The 15,852-nt window shown below is 40.3% G+C and carries 16 protein-coding genes and 2 riboswitches; of the genes, 11 read left to right on the top strand and 5 right to left on the bottom strand.

Translation table 11 applies throughout. The annotated features are described in order from the left end of the window. The first annotated feature begins 102 nt into the window (after nt 1–102). The 5 genes from ACH0CI_RS13125 (at nt 103) to ACH0CI_RS13105 (ending at nt 5,935) form a co-directional block, all read left to right on the top strand. On the top strand, nt 103–822 hold the full coding sequence (locus tag ACH0CI_RS13125; protein ID WP_028414177.1) for a (Fe-S)-binding protein: 720 nt from the start codon (nt 103–105) through the stop codon (nt 820–822). 17 nt (nt 823–839) lie between these two features. Beyond that, nucleotides 840–2,279 (top strand): LutB/LldF family L-lactate oxidation iron-sulfur protein, encoded by a 1,440-nt coding sequence (locus tag ACH0CI_RS13120; RefSeq protein WP_335707196.1) that lies wholly within the window; start codon nt 840–842, stop codon nt 2,277–2,279. Beyond that, nucleotides 2,257–2,970 (top strand): LutC/YkgG family protein, encoded by a 714-nt coding sequence (locus ACH0CI_RS13115; RefSeq protein ID WP_033578366.1) that lies wholly within the window; start codon nt 2,257–2,259, stop codon nt 2,968–2,970. The genes ACH0CI_RS13120 and ACH0CI_RS13115 overlap by 23 nt, the downstream gene beginning before the upstream one ends. A gap of 261 nt (nt 2,971–3,231) precedes the next feature. Further along, nucleotides 3,232–5,412, top strand: a complete 2,181-nt coding sequence (locus ACH0CI_RS13110; RefSeq protein WP_034264009.1) for a PAS domain S-box protein — start codon at nt 3,232–3,234, stop codon at nt 5,410–5,412. A gap of 19 nt (nt 5,413–5,431) precedes the next feature. Then, nucleotides 5,432–5,935 (top strand): methylated-DNA--[protein]-cysteine S-methyltransferase, encoded by a 504-nt coding sequence (locus tag ACH0CI_RS13105; protein WP_028414173.1) that lies wholly within the window; start codon nt 5,432–5,434, stop codon nt 5,933–5,935. Here ACH0CI_RS13105 and ACH0CI_RS13100 read toward each other — a convergent pair whose 3' ends face one another. The 5 genes from ACH0CI_RS13100 to ACH0CI_RS13080 form a co-directional block, all read right to left on the bottom strand. Then, nucleotides 5,936–6,100: a hypothetical protein gene (locus ACH0CI_RS13100; RefSeq protein ID WP_335707195.1), complete on the bottom strand. Its 165-nt coding sequence runs from the start codon at nt 6,098–6,100 to the stop codon at nt 5,936–5,938. Between the two features lie 74 nt (nt 6,101–6,174). Next, entirely contained in the window at nt 6,175–6,414 is a 240-nt protein-coding gene (locus tag ACH0CI_RS13095) for a hypothetical protein (protein ID WP_335707194.1), read from the bottom strand. A 124-nt stretch (nt 6,415–6,538) separates the two neighbouring features. Continuing rightward, entirely contained in the window at nt 6,539–7,597 is a 1,059-nt protein-coding gene (gene mtnA / locus ACH0CI_RS13090; protein ID WP_335707193.1) for an S-methyl-5-thioribose-1-phosphate isomerase, read from the bottom strand. 35 nt (nt 7,598–7,632) lie between these two features. Continuing rightward, nucleotides 7,633–8,805, bottom strand: a complete 1,173-nt coding sequence (gene mtnK, locus ACH0CI_RS13085; protein WP_310876808.1) for an S-methyl-5-thioribose kinase — start codon at nt 8,803–8,805, stop codon at nt 7,633–7,635. A 135-nt stretch (nt 8,806–8,940) separates the two neighbouring features. Beyond that, nucleotides 8,941–9,092, bottom strand: a riboswitch (SAM riboswitch). 91 nt (nt 9,093–9,183) lie between these two features. Next, nucleotides 9,184–9,966 carry a carbon-nitrogen family hydrolase gene (locus ACH0CI_RS13080; protein WP_028414170.1) on the bottom strand — a complete coding sequence of 261 codons (783 nt, stop codon included), beginning with the start codon at nt 9,964–9,966 and terminating at the stop codon, nt 9,184–9,186. A gap of 112 nt (nt 9,967–10,078) precedes the next feature. Here ACH0CI_RS13080 and ACH0CI_RS13075 point away from each other — a divergent pair, with 112 nt between their 5' ends. From ACH0CI_RS13075 to ACH0CI_RS13050, 6 genes are all read left to right on the top strand, one after another. Then, complete coding sequence (locus ACH0CI_RS13075; protein ID WP_335707203.1) at nt 10,079–11,251, top strand: pyridoxal phosphate-dependent aminotransferase; 1,173 nt, start codon at nt 10,079–10,081, stop codon at nt 11,249–11,251. Between the two features lie 130 nt (nt 11,252–11,381). Next, a riboswitch (SAM riboswitch) is annotated at nt 11,382–11,488 on the top strand. A gap of 80 nt (nt 11,489–11,568) precedes the next feature. Continuing rightward, nucleotides 11,569–12,813: a 2,3-diketo-5-methylthiopentyl-1-phosphate enolase gene (gene mtnW, locus ACH0CI_RS13070; RefSeq protein WP_335707191.1), complete on the top strand. Its 1,245-nt coding sequence runs from the start codon at nt 11,569–11,571 to the stop codon at nt 12,811–12,813. After that, nucleotides 12,810–13,475: a 2-hydroxy-3-keto-5-methylthiopentenyl-1-phosphate phosphatase gene (locus ACH0CI_RS13065; protein ID WP_048020344.1), complete on the top strand. Its 666-nt coding sequence runs from the start codon at nt 12,810–12,812 to the stop codon at nt 13,473–13,475. The genes mtnW and ACH0CI_RS13065 overlap by 4 nt, the downstream gene beginning before the upstream one ends. After that, nucleotides 13,472–14,110, top strand: a complete 639-nt coding sequence (locus ACH0CI_RS13060; protein WP_028414166.1) for a methylthioribulose 1-phosphate dehydratase — start codon at nt 13,472–13,474, stop codon at nt 14,108–14,110. Before ACH0CI_RS13065 ends, ACH0CI_RS13060 begins: the two co-directional genes overlap by 4 nt. Nucleotides 14,111–14,125: 15 nt before the next feature. Further along, entirely contained in the window at nt 14,126–14,641 is a 516-nt protein-coding gene (locus tag ACH0CI_RS13055; protein ID WP_013055961.1) for a 1,2-dihydroxy-3-keto-5-methylthiopentene dioxygenase, read from the top strand. 122 nt (nt 14,642–14,763) lie between these two features. Next, complete coding sequence (locus ACH0CI_RS13050) at nt 14,764–15,840, top strand: sugar ABC transporter substrate-binding protein (protein WP_335707190.1); 1,077 nt, start codon at nt 14,764–14,766, stop codon at nt 15,838–15,840. The last annotated feature ends 12 nt before the right edge of the window (nt 15,841–15,852 follow it).

The following is a 15,852-nucleotide window of genomic DNA, read 5'->3' as shown; positions in this document are numbered from 1 at the left end:
AAACTAGTGAAATTAGAAAAACATAGGAGTATAATAGCATTAAGTCATCTGATGACCTGTTAACTAAAAGAAGTAAAATGATCAGCTTGGAGGGAGCAAATGATGAAAGTATCTTTATTTGCCACATGTTTGATTGATATGTTTCAAACAAATGTAGGAAAAGCGACGGTAGAATTGTTAGAACGATTAGGATGCGAAGTGGATTTTCCAAAGAGTCAAGTATGCTGCGGGCAGCCTGCGTATAACAGCGGTTACGTAAAAGAATCAAAAGAAGCAATGAAAAACATGATAAAAGCGTTTGAACATGCAGAGTACGTTGTATCTCCATCAGGCTCGTGTGTGACAATGTTTAAAGAGTATCCCCATCTTTTTAAAGGTGATGCTGCATGGCATGAGTCTGCCGTGAAGCTTGCTGATAAAACGTATGAGCTAACGGATTTTATTGTAAACGTTTTAAAGGTAGAAGACGTGGGAGCCAGCTTAAATGGGAAAGCCACTTATCATTCTTCCTGTCATATGACGCGTTTGCTAAACGTAAAAAAAGAACCTTTTACACTATTAAACAATGTAAAGGGTCTTGAAATGGAGAATCTTGAAAACAGTCATAACTGCTGCGGATTTGGCGGGACGTTTTCGGTTAAGATGGGGCAAATCTCTGAACAAATGGTCGATGAAAAAGTGGGCTGTATAGCTAAAACAAACGCGGAGTACTTAATTGGAGCTGACTGCGGCTGTCTTATGAATATTGGAGGAAGAATTGAACGAAAAGGACAGCCTGTAAAAGTGATGCATATCGCTGAAGTGTTAAATAGCAGAATGTAAAGAAAGGAGAATACCGAATGTCTATGAAAATAGGAAACGATCAGTTTAAAAAACGCGTCGATGACGGAGTCAATAATGCGTTTATGCGCTTTGCGGTTTCAGGTGCTCAAGAGCGCTTAAGAAGCCGTAGATTAGATGCGGCAGAAGAATTAGGGAACTGGGAAGAATGGAGAGCGGTTGGCGAAGAAATTCGTCAGCATACGCTTGAAAATTTAGATTACTATTTAGAGCAGCTCACGGATAATGTAGCTAAACGCGGAGGCCACGTTTTTTTCGCTCAAACAGCTGAAGAAGCGAATGAGTACATAAAAAATGTAGCGAGGCAAAAGCAGGCAAAGAAAGTCGTTAAATCCAAGTCAATGGTTACAGAAGAAATTCATATGAACGCTGCTTTAGAAGAACTGGGCTGTGAAGTTATTGAAACGGATTTAGGAGAATATATCCTGCAAGTAGATGATCACGATCCGCCTTCTCATATCGTAGCTCCTGCACTTCATAAAAATAAAGAACAAATTAGAGATGTATTTCAACAAAAGCTTTCTTATAAAAAAACAGAAAAACCTGAAGAACTAGCTCTTCACGCCCGGGAAATGCTGCGAAAAGAATTTTTATCAGCTGATATTGGCATCACGGGATGTAATTTTGCGATTGCAGAATCTGGGTCTATTTCACTTGTAACCAATGAAGGAAATGCAAGGTTAACAACGGCCCTTCCTAAAACGCAAATTACGGTTATGGGAATGGAACGAATTGTGCCAACGTTTGAAGAATTTGAAGTGTTGGTAAGCCTGTTAACTAGAAGTGCAGTAGGTCAGCGACTTACAAGTTACGTAACAGCGCTTACAGGACCTAGACTTCCAGGAGAAGTAGACGGACCGGAAGAGTTTCACCTAGTGATTGTAGATAACGGACGATCTGCGATTTTAGGAACTGAGTTTCAATCTGTTTTACAGTGTATTCGCTGTGCGGCATGTGTGAATGTATGTCCCGTGTATCGCCATATTGGAGGGCATTCATATGGATCTATTTATTCAGGTCCGATTGGAGCTGTATTATCTCCTTTGCTTGGAGGCTATGAAGACTACAAAGAGCTTCCATATGCTTCAACGCTATGCGCAGCCTGTACGGATGCCTGTCCGGTCAAAATTCCGCTGCATGAGCTATTGCACAAGCATCGTCAACGAATTGTCGAGAAAGAAGGAAAAGCACCTATTTCGGAAAAGCTGGCGATGAAAGCATTTGGCTTGGGAGCCGCTTCTTCTTCTCTATATACAGTGGGCGCTAAAGTAGCACCGGCAGCTCTTACTCCTTTTATGTCAGGAAGCAGTATTTCCAAAGGGCCTGGTCCATTAAAAGCGTGGACGGAAAGCAGAGAGTTTCCGGCGCCTACAAAAGAGCGCTTACGAGATTGGTTTGATAAAAGGAGTGATGATGATGAACGGAAGCATTCAAAATAGAGACAGTTTTTTAGACAATATTGCTGCTAATCTTAAGCGAAGCAGGCGAACAAGCGGCGTAGTAAAGCCACAATGGAAGCATGCTCCTCAGCATGAGGTCTACCGCAGCTATTCGCCAGATCAATTAAAAAAAGAGCTTGAAAACCATTGCGAACGTATTCATACTCGCTATGTAGAAACATCATCACAACACTTGCCAGCTGCGCTTGAAGAAGCCGTAGCGAACTATGGAAATGGTCTTGTCTGCACGTGGGATGATCCTAGGTTTTCCGAATATGGATTGAATCTGCTGATGGAGAAATGGGAAACAAGCAGTAGCCTTCATGTATGGAATTCTGCAAAAGGCGATGAGAATATTAAACTAGCTGAACAAGCAAATGTAGGCATCACATTCAGTGATTTGACGCTAGCGGAATCCGGCACAGTTGTTTTGTTCAGCAGCGCTGCAAAAGGACGATCGGTCAGTTTGCTGCCGGCCACTTATATTGCGATCATTCCTCAAAGTTCCATTGTCCCTCGCATGACACAAGCTGCTGAAATGATTCATGAAAAAGTAGAGCGAGGAGAAACGATTGCTTCTTGCATTAACTTTATTACGGGACCGAGCAATTCAGCTGATATTGAAATGAATCTAGTCGTTGGCGTGCATGGACCTATTCAAGCCACTTATATTGTAGTGAATGATCGATAGAGGCTGGGGAAAATGTATTTTAGCCGAAGTGAAAAACGAACCGTGAATCAAACATGTTGATTCACGGTTCGTTTTCTTTGTTATGTTGAGCATAGGTTTCATTTTGTTATGTCCCAGCCTCTGTTATTCATGCTCCTTTTTTAAATAACGGGAGAATGTGAAGAAATGTCGCATTTTGAATAAACGTGACTAATTTTAAAAAGGTAAAAAGCAAATCTTGTAGAATACTAAGTCTATAGATAAAAGGTGGGGAAATGGGAAGTGCAAAAGAAAGGAGCAATGAGCATGTCACCACACAGAGAATTAACATCTGAAGCTGCGCAAAAGCAGCAAGGTGAATTAGAGCAGCTACGAGCTATTTTTAATGACGTATTAGATGCCATTGTCGTATTTGATGAGTATTTTCAAGTTATAAATGCCAATGAATCAGCCTGCGGGCTGTTTGAAAAAACAAAGGATGAGCTATTAACGTATCAAATGAAAGATTTTCTCATGTATTTTCCGTATGACATGATTGAAGCGTACTATCCAGCGCTTTTAGAAGAAAGCTATTTCAAATATGAAGGCGCGATGACGCTTCAAAGCGGCATGATGAAACATGTTGAATTTACTTCACACAAACATAGTCACATGTCGGGCATTATTGTGTGTACATTTCGAGATATTACGCAGCACAAGATGATGGAAAATGAACGGTTTATTAGTCATCATATGTTTATGGATGTATTTAATGAAGCGGTAGATGGAATTGTCATTTTTGATCGAACCGGTCAGCTTATCGACGCGAACCCTTCATTTTGCGAACGATTAAATTATACAAGAGCACAGCTTCTAACCAAAACGTTAGAGGAGCTTGTAGAACCTACTTATCACTATAAAGTGAAAAAATTATGGAGAACTCTGCATCAAGAAGGAAAGACAAGCGGCGAGCTGCCGATTAAGCTCGAAAATGGAGACGTTACTTTTTTTGAATTTACCACAACGGCTAATATATACAGTCAATACTATATGTCCATTATGAGAGACGTGACGGAAAAACGGCTGATGGAGCAGCAGCTGTTGAGAAGCGAAAAAAATTTCAGGGCTATTTTTGAAAATGCGATTGAAGCCATTTTGATTTGGAAAGACGATGGGGAAATCTTAAACGCTAATCTTGCTTCGTCCCGTACTTTCGAGCTGCCGTTGAACAAATTGATTGGAAGTAATTTGTATACGTTTATCGATAAGCAAAGCTTTAGTGCATTAAAAATGCTGCAAACATTTCAAAAAGAAGGAGAAATTCGCAATCAGCTTCCTTTTTACATGCCAAATGGAGAAATCAAACAGTTGGAATTCACAGGGAAAAAAGGCATTATAGAAGGAGACCATTTAACCATTTTTCGAAACATTAGTGAACGTACAAAAATCGAACAAGAGCTTCGGAATAACGAAGAGAAATTCAGACAGATTTTTAATGGTTCGATCGATGGGTTAGTTTTATGGGACGGCAAGCGAAATATTATTGATGTGAATTCTTCTCTTTGTGATATTCTCGAACTCAGCAAAGAGGAGATTTGTGCGCATTCCATGGAGGATTTTATTTCTTCAGCGAATTTAGATGCGGTCATTGAGCATAAAGAAACAATTGAGCAAAAAGGGGAAGCTGAAGGAGAGATTACGTACGTTACGGGGAACGAAAAAGTTAAAAATATCGAATTCTCTACGAAAAAAGATATCTTGCCAGGTCTATATATGACGCTTTTAAGAGACGTAACGGAACGAAATCAAATGCAGGAGCAGATTCGGAAATCGGATACGCTTCAAGTAGTCGGACAGTTAGCAGCTGGGATTGCGCATGAAATCCGCAACCCGATGACGGCTTTAAAAGGGTTTGTTCAGCTGCTAGAAAGCAGCATTCAAGAAGATCACTCTCTTTATTTTGATATTATTAAATCCGAATTAAAAAGAATCGAAACCATTATTACAGAGTTTCTAGTACTCGCTAAGCCACAGGCCGTAAAGTTCGAAAAGAAAAATCTAGCTGCGGTTGTTAAAGAAACGATTGATTTATTAAATGCTCAAGCGCTTTTAGAAAATATTCAGTTTGAACTAAGTGTGTCCCCTCAGCTGCCAATGGTATACTGCGAGCCGAACCAAATTAAACAAGTACTAATAAATGTAATTAAAAACGCAATTGAAGTTACGTCAAACGGGGGAAGAATTTTTGTTGAAGTCTATTCTACAGAGCCGCACTACGTGACGGTCTCCATTCGAGATCAAGGAGACGGAATGCCCGAAGAGCGCATCAAGCGCTTAGGAGAACCATTTTATACGACAAAAGAAAAAGGAACGGGGCTCGGTTTGATGGTCTCATATAAAATTATCGAAGAACATAAAGGGCGAATTGAAGTGGAAAGCAAAATAGGAGAAGGAACAGCTTTTCGTGTTATTCTTCCAGCCTAAACAGAAAGGATAAGCGAGTATGTACTATGGAGAAATGAACTTATTTTCTGATTTGAAAATTTATATTGTAGCCTCGGAAAAAGGGGTTCAACATATTTGGTTTGATAGCGATGATCACAACGAGCAGCTTAAAAAACTTGTCCATGACGAGAATTATCACCTTGTGAAAGAAGCGAAGCGGCAGCTTCAGGATTATGCTGAAGGGCGCACGCTAACATTTGATGTGCCTTTGGATATAAAAGGAACAGACTTTCAAAAAGAAGTGTGGTTAACGCTTAAAGGTATACCTTATGGACAAACGTGGTCTTATAGTGATGTAGCGGAGTCTGTTAATCGCTCTAAAGCCGTAAGGGCCGTGGGACAAGCGAATCGTCGAAATCCACTGCCTATTATTTTACCTTGTCACCGTGTGATTGGTAAAAATGGAGCTTTAACAGGTTATGCAGGTTCCCAAACTCATATAAAAGAAAAACTATTAATGCTTGAAAGAAATGTAGCAAAAGGCGCTCTGGAGTTAAAATAACTATTCACCGTCTAATTTCCAGCCTTCTCCCTGCACAAAAACACCGTCAATTTGCTGAGGAGAAGGGAGGGAATTTAGTTCTTCATCTTTGGATAAATCGAATAGCTGATATTGCTGCTTACGATTCACCGCTTTGTTTTTATCCGTTTTTTGCTCTGCACTCATTTTTACTCCTCCTTATTCAAAAAGAATCCCCTATAATATATGTAGAAAAAGCAGAGAGTACTGTTACAATTGTGTTACAAATGCAGCCAAAAAGCGCTGTTTAATAAAAAAGGTTGAGACATAACAAAATCAATGTCATCTAAAGATGAACAACTCGTATACATAAACTGAACCGCTTGTGACACCGCAGTTGATTTCCGTGCAAGACTTCGCTTTCCGCGGGCGGCCGCTGAGCCTCCTCGTTGCTTGCGCTCCTGCGGGGTCTCACCTGATCCGCTTTTCCCGCAGGAGTCTTCACCTTGCCCTCCAATCAACTGCTAGAGGGAACGAAACAGATAAAACGATATGTACCATCACAAAAAAACGAACCACTAATCAACATGTTGATTAGTGGTTCGTTTTGCAGTGGGGCTAAAATACTTTTGTCCCAGCCTCTTGTTATTGAGCAGATTGCAGCAAAACTTTTTGAATGGATTCAAAAGACGAGGAATGGATAACTCCATGCTCTGTAATAATGGCCGTAATCAGTTCGCTTGGCGTCACATCAAAAGCTGGATTGTACACAGAGATTCCGTCTGGAGCAATTTGCGTATCTCCAATGTGCGTTACTTCTTTAGGTGAACGTTCTTCAATAGGGATGCTGCTTCCGTCTTGAATAGATAAATCAAATGTGGACTGCGGCGCTGCTACGTAAAATGGAATACCGAATGCTTTCGCTAAAAGAGCAAGTCCATACGTTCCAATTTTGTTAGCCGTATCGCCATTTGCTGCAATGCGGTCAGCACCTACAATGATCCCATTAATTCCTTTTGTTTTAATGGTATGAGCAGCCATATTATCTGTAATCAGCGTAACGTCTACTCCCGACTGCTGAAGTTCCCATGCTGTTAAGCGAGAACCTTGAAGAACGGGTCTTGTTTCACAAGCAAATACTTCAAGCGGAATATCGCGCTGCTTAGACAAGTGAAAAGGTGCTAATGCGGTTCCATAATAAGCTGTAGCAATTGAACCAGCATTACATATTGTCATGATTTTATCTTTCTTTTTAAATAAAGAAAGGGCATGATCTCCAATTCGGTAGCACGTTTCTTCATCTTCTACTTGAATTTGAATCGCTTCATGAACAACTTTTGTTTTAGCTTCATTAACGGACGAAGCGGATTCAGCGCTTTTCGCTACGCGGTCCAGTGCCCAAAATAAATTGACGGCAGTCGGGCGTGAACTAGCTAAATACTGTTGATCAAGAGCTAGCTTTTTGTTAAATTCCTTGACTGAATCCGTGTCATAGCTAAGGGCAGAAAGAGCAAGACCAAAAGCCGCCGTAATGCCAATTGCAGGGGCTCCGCGTACTTTCAAGGTAGTGATAGCATCCCATACGTCTTTAATGGTTTGCAGCTTAATATATTCAACTTTGCCAGGAAGCTGCTGCTGATCTAATAAAGTAATATATGATTCATTCCATTCCACTGAGCGCGGAAGTGATAGTGTATTTGTCATGCTGATACCGATCCTTTCATTGTGTACATTATTAGTTATCGAAGTAAATGTTCAAATTCATTTGGTGAAACGTCTTGTTGATGCAGAAGTAAATAGCGTCCAATTTTTAACGCAGTACGTTTAGCGTTAATTTTTCTTTCCTCTGAAGAAATTTCGTCTAAGTCTGCGACGTGAGCTAAGCCAATTGTACGTCGAATGATTTCACATCCTGCATATCCAACAGCATCTTGCCACGTTTGTGTTAAAATTTCATGTAATAAGCGCTCATCTTTAGCGAAAGGTTCAATGTTTTCAGAATGCCAAAGCGCAGTAAAGGTATCTTTAAATACGTTCCATGTGTTCGTAATGTGTGCAAATAACGGTTCGCGATCTGTTTTTCGAGAAAGAGCATTTAAAAATAAATTCGCAACAAATTGGCCTAAATCGAATCCAAACGGACCGTAAAAAGCAAACTCTGGATCAATCACTTTCGTTTCTTGACTGCTAGCAAATATGCTTCCTGTATGTAAATCACCGTGAATTAGCGTTTGGGCATTTGTTAAAAATTTATATTTTAATTTTGCTGCTTGTAGCTTTACATCTCCATCGTTCCACAATTCTTCTACATCAGGACGCAGCGCTTCTTCAAATTCATTTGTATCGATATCAAAAAAAGGATCTGTAAAAACTAAATCTTCCGTAATATTGCATAAGTCCGGATTGCTGTACTTGACGACTTCTTCTTTTTTATCCTGAGGCTTTAAGGCAAAATCCGACGTTTTGAACGCAATATGTCCTAGAAAAGAACCGATATGCTGTGAAAGCAGGGGATAACTTTCTCCTTGAATAAGTCCGGCGCGGGAAATCGTTAAATGAGACAGATCTTCCATGACCGTAACAGCAAGCGTTTCATCGTGGTAATACACAGCTGGTACGAGTTCAGGGGTAAATGCACCGAATTGCTTGAGCGCATTGCTTTCAATCGTGGCACGGTTCAAGGATAGAGGCCAGCTTTCGCCTACAACTTTTGCATAGGGAAGTGCTTGTTTGACGATAATGGATTTATTCGTTTGATCATTTATGATGTGAAAGACGAGATTTAAGTTGCCATCACCGATTTCACGGGCAGTCAGTGCTTCTGTGGCATCAAAGAGACCTAGCTTTTTCACAAGTTTGATTGCTGAAATTTCTGTTAAAGGCTGATACTTCTCTGTTTTTGTTGTTGACATTAGAATCCCTCCATAGTTTATTAAACTGATTTGTTTACTAAGTTAATAGGTTTAAGAATGTATGGAGGCTTTTATAATTTTAGAAAATATAAAAGCCTCTTTCGTTGGAAAGAGGCTTGATTGTAGTGTTCAAACCTCTTATCTGCCAGAAAGAATTACTTTCTGTTGGAATTAGCACCGTGCCTTTGTAAAAACATGTTTTACGGGTGTGATCCACCTTAGGATGGAATGACGGTCGGTTGCTGGGCTTCACAGGGCCAAATCCCTCAGCCAACTCTTGATAAGAGTACGATTACTTATTCAATTTTGATTTGTTTGAAAATTTTATGTTATCTGGTGAAAATCGTATCATGCAAAAAAACGGCTGTCAATACATAATTAATAAAATTCTGTGCGGCGATCTGTAAAGACAGGAATTTGTTTACGAATTTCTTTTACAAGTTCCAGGTTAACGTCGGCACTTAAAAGTTCTTCGCTATCGCCAGCTTCAGCGATTATTTCTCCCCACGGATCGATGACTAAGGAATGTCCGGCAAATGTGTTATTAGGATCTTGGCCTACACGATTACACGCGATTACATAGCATTGATTTTCGATTGCGCGGCTAATGAGCAGTGCTTTCCAATGGGCAAGTCTTGGAGCCGGCCACTGAGCAACAACAAATAAGACTTCTGCTCCGCTGCTAGTATGCACGCGAATCCATTCTGGAAAACGAATATCGTAACAAATAACTCCTGCGCATAAAGACTGTTCAAGTGTAAAAAGATTTTTTGCTGTTCCTGCTTCTAGATAGAGGTGCTCATCCATTAATTTAAATAAGTGCAGCTTACTGTATTGTGACACTTCACGACCTTTTCGGTCAAAAATATACATCGTATTTGTGACGCCTTGCTCTGTTTTTTTCGCGATCGAACCTGCCACAATATTTACTTCGTTCGTTTTAGCAAATTGAGAGATTAATTGCTTGGCCTGCTGTCCTTCATCATCGGCAATTTCGTCTAGCCGCGTCAAATCATAAGCTGTATCCCATAGCTCAGGAAGCACAAGGATGTCAGGGTTTTCTTTTAGAGCTTCCGTCATTTTTTGTTGAATATATTTTCGGTTTTTAGTTGGGTTTCCAAACGCAATATCAAGCTGCAAACACGTGATTTTTACACTCACTTTATCATCCGTCCTTTTTTTAGTAGTTGAAAAAAATGACTTTACAAGTTGAGTATTACAATATATTATTTGTGACTAGAATTTCAAGAATTTTTTGAGAAGGTGTGCGATGATGAAACAATTTGAGCAATCGGAACTATTAAAAAGTTTACCAAAACAATTTTTTGCATCACTTGTAGGCAAGGTAGGAAAAGTAATGGCCCAAGGGCACGACGTTATTAACTTAGGGCAGGGAAATCCTGATCAGCCTACTCCTTCACATATTGTAGAAACACTCCAAAAAGCAAGTGCTAATCCTGTGCATCATAAATATTCTCCATTTCGGGGACACCAGTTTTTAAAAGAGGCCGTTGCGACTTTTTATAAACGAGAATATGGCGTTGATGTGGATCCTGAAAAAGAAGTAGCTATTTTGTTTGGCGGGAAGGGTGGACTTGTAGAAATTCCGCAGTGCTTATTAAACCCTGGAGATACGGTGCTGGTTCCGGATCCTGGATATCCTGATTACTGGTCTGGAGTAGAGCTTGCAAAAGCAAAGATGGAAGTGATGCCGCTCACGGCTGAAAATCATTTTCTGCCCGTATACGAAGAGATAGGTGAACGTGCTAAAGAACAGGCAAAGCTCATGTTTTTAAACTATCCGAATAATCCTACCGGTGCAGTGGCAACGGCAGAATTTTTTGAAGACACCGTGGCGTTTGCTGCCAAGCACGATATTTGTGTGGTACACGACTTTGCCTACGGAGCCATTGGATTTGATGGTGAAAAGCCAATCAGCTTTTTACAGACTCCTGGTGCAAAAGAGACGGGAATTGAAATTTATACTCTTTCTAAAACGTATAACATGGCGGGATGGCGAGTTGGATTTGCTGTAGGAAATGAAAGTGTAGTAGAAGCTATTAATCTTCTTCAAGATCATATGTATGTCAGCCTCTTTGGGGCGGTTCAAGAGGCAGCAGCGGCAGCTCTGTTAGAATCTCAACAATGTGTGAATGATTTAGTTAAGCGATATGAATCTAGACGCAATACCTTTATTCAAGGGCTTCAAGAAATTGGTTGGGACGTTACATCTCCAGCGGGCTCCTTTTTTGCATGGCTAAAAGTTCCTAAAGGATATACTTCTGAACAATTTTCAGATTTACTTCTTGAAAAAGCCCACGTTGTAGTGGCACCTGGAGTAGGCTTCGGAACATATGGTGAAGGCTATGTGCGCGTAGGACTGCTGACGGATGAAGAGCGCATGAGAGAAGCTGTATCTCGAATAAAAAAATTAAATTTATTTTAAAAACGCATTGACAATCCTTTTTGAGTTGGCTTAATATGTAAGAAGTTAACGAGATTAATAACCGATAAATCCTAGCGGTATTTTTTATTTAGTATATAATCTACGAATTCAATTTAAATAAATAGCAACTTTCTTATTAAGAGTAGGTGGAGGGACTAGCCCGATGAAGCCCGGCAACCGACTTAACGCATGTTAAGCACGGTGCTAATTCTTGCAGCAGCAGCTGAGAGATAAGAAGAGCAACGAAAGCCTCTTCTTAATCACAGAAGAGGTTTTTTTTATTAACGATATTAAACAGCAAGGGAGTTTTTAGCATAATGAGTGAAATCGTTGCAAGCTACTTACTACATGACAATAAAGGAAATTTTCATAAAAAAGCGGAAGGAATTGCTTTAGGACTAACCGTCGGCTCATGGACAGATCTGCCGCTTTTAGATCAACAGCAGCTTCAAAAGCATAAAGGGCGCGTCGTATCCGTAACTGAGCTTCAAGACTGCGAACGTGTTAACGGATATTTAGGCGGAGAGGTTAAGCAGGCTATTGTCAAAATTGCTTATCCTACTGCCAACTTTTCAAGAGATTTACCGGCTATTTTAGTTACGGTTTTCGGAAAACTATCACTTGATGGAAAAGTGAAATTATTAGACTTGGATTTTCCTGATGAATTATTAGCTGAATTCCCAGGACCGCGCTTTGGAATAGAAGGTATACGAGAGAAACTAGGCGTTTATGACCGTCCGCTTGTGATGAGTATTTTTAAAGGCGTGATTGGAAGAGACATGACGTACTTAACAACTCAGCTGCGTGAGCAAGCGCTTGGCGGAGTGGATTTGGTTAAAGACGACGAGATTTTGTTTGATAGTGAACGAACACCTTTTGAAACTCGCGTTACAGAAGGAAAAAAAGTACTGAATGACGTATACGAAAAAACGGGACACCGCACGCTGTATGCTGTTAATTTAACGGGACGAACGTTTGAATTAAAAGAAAAAGCGAGAAAAGCAGCTGAGCTAGGAGCCGATGCTCTTTTATTCAACGTATTTGCTTACGGGTTAGACGTACTGCAGGCACTTCGAGAAGATGATGAAATTAACTTGCCGATTATGGCACACCCAGCTGTTAGCGGAGCGCTTACGCCATCAGAGTTTTACGGTTTTTCAAATTCATTGCTGCTTGGAAAGCTATTGCGCTTAGCCGGAGCGGATTTCTCTCTGTTTCCATCACCATACGGAAGCGTAGCGCTTTCTCTTGAAGATACGACAGGCATTGCCTACGAATTAACGCGTCCTGTATACAAATATAAGCAGTCTTTCCCGGTTCCTTCAGCAGGAATTCATCCTGGAATGGTACCGCAGCTTGTGAAGGACTTTGGAATCGACAGCATTATTAATGCAGGAGGCGGAGTTCACGGTCATCCAGAGGGAGCTATCGGAGGAGGAAAAGCATTCCGTGCGGCGATAGATGCAGTACTCTCTCATCAAACATTAGCCGAAAAAGCTGAAGAATCAAAAGAGTTGCAAAAAGCTTTGCAACTATGGGGAACAGTAGAGGTGAAAGCATGACATCGTTAAAAATCTTTTGTGACTTTGATGGAACAATCACAAACAGCGATAACATTATTGCTATTATGAAACAATTTGCTCCTCCGGAGTGGGAAAGTATTAAAGACGACGTGCTAGCACAACGCGTCTCCATTCAAGAAGGAGTAGGGCAAATGTTTGCCTTGCTTCCCGTGGAATTAAAGGAAGATATTATTTCTTATATTTTAGAGACGTCTGCTATTCGAGATGGATTTGATGATTTTATTGCCTATACAAAAGAGCATCATATTCCGCTTTATATTGTAAGCGGAGGAATTGACTTTTTTGTAAAACCGCTTTTGGGAAATCGAGTTGCAGAGGAAATGCTCTACTGCAACGGATCTGATTTTTCCGGTGAGCATATTTCCATTACGTGGCCTCATACATGTGATAAACAGTGTACAAATGACTGCGGCTGCTGTAAGCCAACGATTATTCGCCATCTTGCAGATGAAAGAGATCATACGGTTGTTATTGGCGATTCAATTACAGATTTGCAGGCTGCCAAATTAGCTGACACTGTCATTGCGCGTGACTTTTTAATTAAAAAATGCGAAGAGCTATCTCTACCGTATCGTCCTTTTTCTACTTTTTATGATGTGATTCACCATTTACAAGAATTAACAGAAGAGGTGAAAGCATGAGTATTATGGCTCAGCAAAGATTACACGAGCTTGCAGATATAAAAGATGAGTTGGCAGAGCGCGATTGGTTCTTCGGTACAAGCGGAAACTTAGCGATTAAAGTGGATCAAAATCCGACAACTTTCTTTGTATCAGCAAGTGGAAAAGATAAAAGAAAACGCACAAATGAAGACTTTTTGTTAGTTGATCAATACGGGAAGCCTGCAGAAGAAACACATTTAAAGCCTTCTGCTGAAACGCTTTTACACGTTAAGATTTACGAGTCAACGAATGCTGGGTGCAGCCTTCATGTACATACAATCGACAACAACGTGATCTCTGAACTGTACGGAGATGAAGGGTTTATTTCATTCAAAGGCCAAGAAATTATTAAGGCACTGGGTATTTGGGAGGAAGATGCGGAAATTACTGTTCCGATTATTCCGAATTACGCGGATATTCCGACACTAGCAGAAGAATTTTCTCACCATATAAAAGGCGATCAAGGCGCGATTTTAATTCGTAACCACGGGATTACGGTATGGGGGAAAAATGCGTTTGAAACAAAAAAAGCGCTAGAAGCCTATGAATTTCTATTTAGCTACCATGTGAAATTACTATCACTTAAAGGCATTAAGCCAAAGGTGCATTTATAAAAGGAGGAAATAAAAATGGCGCAAATTCGCTTACATGTAAATAATAAAAGAATTGAAACTCAAGAGGAAGTATCAGCTTTTCTGGCAAACAATGAAGTTATTTATGAAAACTGGGATATTACAAAACTTCCAGAAAATCTTCGTGAAAAATATGATTTAACTGATGAAGAAAAAACAGAAATTTTAAACGCTTTTGGTGAGGATATTAAAGATATTTCTGAACGCCGCGGCTATAAAGCTCAAGATGTTATCTCGTTATCGGAATCTACACCAAACATTGATGAATTGTTAAAAAACTTTCAGCGCAAGCATATTCATACAGATGACGAAGTTCGCTTTATCGTAAGCGGTCATGGAATCTTTGTTATTCAAGGAAAAGACGGTGAATTTTTTGATGTTGAATTAGAGCCGGGCGATTTAATTTCAGTACCAGAAAACATTCTTCATTACTTTACACTAATGGAAGATCGTAAAGTAGTCGCTGTGCGAATTTTCGTGACAACTGAAGGATGGGTACCTATTTACGCATAACAACTACTTGTAAAGCATAGGTCATGATCACCCCGCTTTTACATCTAAAAGCGGGGTATTCTTTGGATTATTATAAAACTAACTATTTTTATATGAATAATGAGTTTAATAGGAGGAACACCATGAAAAAGAGTAAAAAAATGCTGTGGCCACTTACTTTGCTCGTGCTTCTAGTTTTTGCGCTGGCTGCCTGCACGAAAGAACAGCCAAGTCTAAACGAGAAAGCACAGGCAGCTCCAGCGCAGCAAGCGGCTTCTGCTAAGCCTGTACAGCAAGAAGGAAAAAAGATTACGAAAGATACAAAAATTGTTCTTATTTCTGAATTTACGTCAGGCACTCACGCTGCTCAGTACATAACAGGTGTGACAAAAGCGGCTAAAAAAGCCGGAGTACAGCTATCCGTTTCTGATTCTAATAATGATCAATCTAAAATGGCGGCGTATTTAGACACGGCTATTAACCAAAATGTCGACGGTATTATGATTGACCACGGCCGGGCTGAAACCCTTGAACCTGGCGTGAAGCGCGCGATTGCAAAAGGGATTCCCGTTATTGCAACAGACGTAGAATTAAAAGTAGAAGGCGTTACAACGATTGACCAAGATGATTATATGCTTGCGCTCCAGGGGCTAAAGCAAATGATGCAGGACATTAACGGAAAAGGAAATATTGTATATGCGTTTGTTGGAGGCTTTGCACCGATGGAAAAACGCGACAGCATTTATAAAATTATGATGAATCGCTATCCAGATGTAAAACAAATTGCCACGTTTGGAAGCGCAACAGACAACACCTCTCTAGACACTCAAAATAAAATGGCGGCTGTATTAAAGCAGTATCCAAATAAAGGAGACATTGCAGCCGTTTGGGCACCTTGGGACGAATTTGCAAAAGGAGTCACAAGAGCGATTAAAGAAGCAGGACGAGATGAGATTAAGGTATATGGAGTGGACTTATCTGATGAAGACCTACAAATGATGCAGGCAAAAAACAGCCCGTGGAAAGCGTCAGCTGCTGTAAACCCAGCTTCAGTAGGAGAAAAGCAGGTTGATTTGCTTCTTAAAAAGATTTACGGTCAAGAGATCCCTCGTTATTATTCCTTTGATCCGGTTTTAGTCAAACAAACTGACTTGCCTAATCAAACGATTAATATGGACCAGCTTAGTCAGTACGTAGAAGAATGGGGTAAAAAAGAGTAGAAGTGGAGGGAC

The sequence above is a fragment of the Priestia sp. 179-F W1.4 NHS genome, assembly GCF_045369295.1.
GTDB lineage: Bacteria > Bacillota > Bacilli > Bacillales > Bacillaceae_H > Priestia > Priestia zanthoxyli.
This window is presented reverse-complemented; position numbering and strand designations above follow the sequence as displayed.

Bases quoted from the DNA above. Each gene is read 5' to 3' on its own strand.
- ACH0CI_RS13125 (WP_028414177.1), top strand. From the start codon at position 103: ATGAAAGTATCTTTATTTGCCACATGTTTGATTGATATGTTTCAAACA.
- ACH0CI_RS13120 (WP_335707196.1), top strand. From the start codon at position 840: ATGTCTATGAAAATAGGAAACGATCAGTTTAAAAAACGCGTCGATGAC.
- ACH0CI_RS13115 (WP_033578366.1), top strand. From the start codon at position 2,257: ATGAACGGAAGCATTCAAAATAGAGACAGTTTTTTAGACAATATTGCT.
- ACH0CI_RS13105 (WP_028414173.1), top strand. From the start codon at position 5,432: ATGTACTATGGAGAAATGAACTTATTTTCTGATTTGAAAATTTATATT.
- ACH0CI_RS13100 (WP_335707195.1), bottom strand. From the start codon at position 6,100: ATGAGTGCAGAGCAAAAAACGGATAAAAACAAAGCGGTGAATCGTAAG.
- mtnA (WP_335707193.1), bottom strand. From the start codon at position 7,597: ATGACAAATACACTATCACTTCCGCGCTCAGTGGAATGGAATGAATCA.
- mtnK (WP_310876808.1), bottom strand. From the start codon at position 8,805: ATGTCAACAACAAAAACAGAGAAGTATCAGCCTTTAACAGAAATTTCA.
- ACH0CI_RS13075 (WP_335707203.1), top strand. From the start codon at position 10,079: ATGAAACAATTTGAGCAATCGGAACTATTAAAAAGTTTACCAAAACAA.
- mtnW (WP_335707191.1), top strand. From the start codon at position 11,569: ATGAGTGAAATCGTTGCAAGCTACTTACTACATGACAATAAAGGAAAT.
- ACH0CI_RS13065 (WP_048020344.1), top strand. From the start codon at position 12,810: ATGACATCGTTAAAAATCTTTTGTGACTTTGATGGAACAATCACAAAC.
- ACH0CI_RS13060 (WP_028414166.1), top strand. From the start codon at position 13,472: ATGAGTATTATGGCTCAGCAAAGATTACACGAGCTTGCAGATATAAAA.
- ACH0CI_RS13055 (WP_013055961.1), top strand. From the start codon at position 14,126: ATGGCGCAAATTCGCTTACATGTAAATAATAAAAGAATTGAAACTCAA.
- ACH0CI_RS13050 (WP_335707190.1), top strand. From the start codon at position 14,764: ATGAAAAAGAGTAAAAAAATGCTGTGGCCACTTACTTTGCTCGTGCTT.